The 1829-nt window shown below is 40.9% G+C and carries 1 protein-coding gene; it reads left to right on the top strand.

Annotated elements, in window-relative coordinates; all coding sequences use genetic code 11:
* Window positions 1–263 precede the first annotated feature (263 nt).
* Window positions 264–470, top strand: a complete 207-nt coding sequence (locus F6K49_RS45235) for a hypothetical protein (RefSeq protein WP_075897033.1) — start codon at window positions 264–266, stop codon at window positions 468–470.
* Window positions 471–1829: the final 1359 nt, after the last annotated feature.

The following is a 1829-nucleotide window of genomic DNA, read 5'->3' on the forward strand; positions in this document are numbered from 1 at the left end:
TGTCCCGATTCCCGATTCCCCACTCCCGATTCCCGACTCCCGACTCCCGACTCCCGATTCCCGATTCCCGACTCCCGATTCCCGACTCCCGACTCCCGATTCCCCCAAGACTTTGTTACAAAAATTTGCAAAAAAATATGTTATAATTAAAGTTTTTTATGTTATAATAGAATCCTAAGACGCGAAAGCGTTAAGAGCCAGCCTGAAGTTTTCCCAAGGCCGAAGGCTGGCTCTAGACCCCCAGTTAAGGAGATACCTAAAGTATGACTTACTCTGAACGCCTATACCCATGGGCGGTCATCCGTTTATTGCCACAAATGCAACGAGTCGTTGTTGGTCGGTACCGGAACCGGTCTGATGCGGAGGGGCATTTGCGAGTGCTTAAACGCTTAATGCCTGATGGGGAATTTGTGATTATTTTTGATTTGCCTGAGCTTATGGATGAAGAACCTGAGGGAAGTGGGGAGTAGGATTTAGAAGTTGCTCAAGTTAGCTCGATTGACATGCAGTTAATCGCACTCTTATCCCAAATCGCTGGAATTTCCGATAGTAACGGATTTTCACCCTTTATTGCTGTTGCTAGCGCTATCCCATGATTATCGAAAATTGCTGTAATTTACGATAACTACTGAAATTGCTGTTGCTAGCGCGATTGACATGCAGTCACGCTACGCGATGGGACCTAGGAGCCGCTAAAAGCGATTGACCGTAGGTCACGCTAAGTGATCGCAGATTTCCCAAATTGCTGAAATTACCAACAGTAAAGGATTTTCAGCGAAGTTGCTGTTGCTAGTGCTATCCCATGATTTTCCAGAATTGCTGGAATTTTCGATAACTACTGAAATTGCTATTGCTAGTGCTATCCCATGATTTTCCAGAATTGCTGGAATTTTCGATAACTACTGAAATTGCTGTTGCTAGTACTATTCCATGATTTCTCAAATTGCTGGAATTTCCAACAGTAACGGATTTTAACCGAAGTTACTCAATAAGGCGCTATCTCATGATTTTCCAAATTGTTGGAATTTCCAACAGTAACGGATTTTCAGCGAAGTTGCTGTTGCTAGCATTATCATGATTTACCCAAATTGCGGGAATTTACGATAACTACCCAAATTGATTAAGCTAACGCGATTGACATGCAGTCACGCTACGCGATCGCATGATTTCCCCAAATTGCTGGAATTTCCGACAATAACGGATTTTCACCCAATGTTTATCCAGCTAGCGCGATCGCATGATTTCCCAAATTGCTGAAATTACCAACAGTAAAGGATTTTCAGCGAAGTTGCTGTTGCTAGTGCTATCCCATGATTTTCCAGAATTGCTGGGATTTTCGATAATCGCGATAGAGCTAGTCCTATCCTATAATTTCTAAAATTGTTGGAATTTCCAACAGTAAAGGATTTTCACACTTTGTTGCTCAATAAGGCGCTATCGCGATCATCCCAAATTGCTAGAATTTTCGATAACTACTGAAATTGCTGTTGCTAGCACTATCTATGATTTTCCGAAATTGTTGGAATTTTCGATAACTCAGAAAATTGATCTAGCTAGCTCTACAGTACTCTCATCCAAAATTGCTGGAATTTTCGATAACTCAGAAAATTGGTCAGCCTAGCATTATCGTGATTATCTAAAATTGCTGGAATTTCGGATAACTAAGAAAGTTGGTCAAACCAGGATTATCGTAATTATCCCAAATTGTTGGAATTTCCGACAATAAACGATTTTCACCCCTTGTTAATCAACTTAGTATTATAATGATTATCCCAAATTACTGTAATTTACGATAACTACTGAAATTGCTGTTGCTAGCTCTATCGTAA

The organism is Moorena sp. SIO3I6, assembly GCF_010672095.1.

Bases quoted from the DNA above. Each gene is read 5' to 3' on its own strand.
- F6K49_RS45235 (WP_075897033.1), top strand. From the start codon at position 264: ATGACTTACTCTGAACGCCTATACCCATGGGCGGTCATCCGTTTATTG.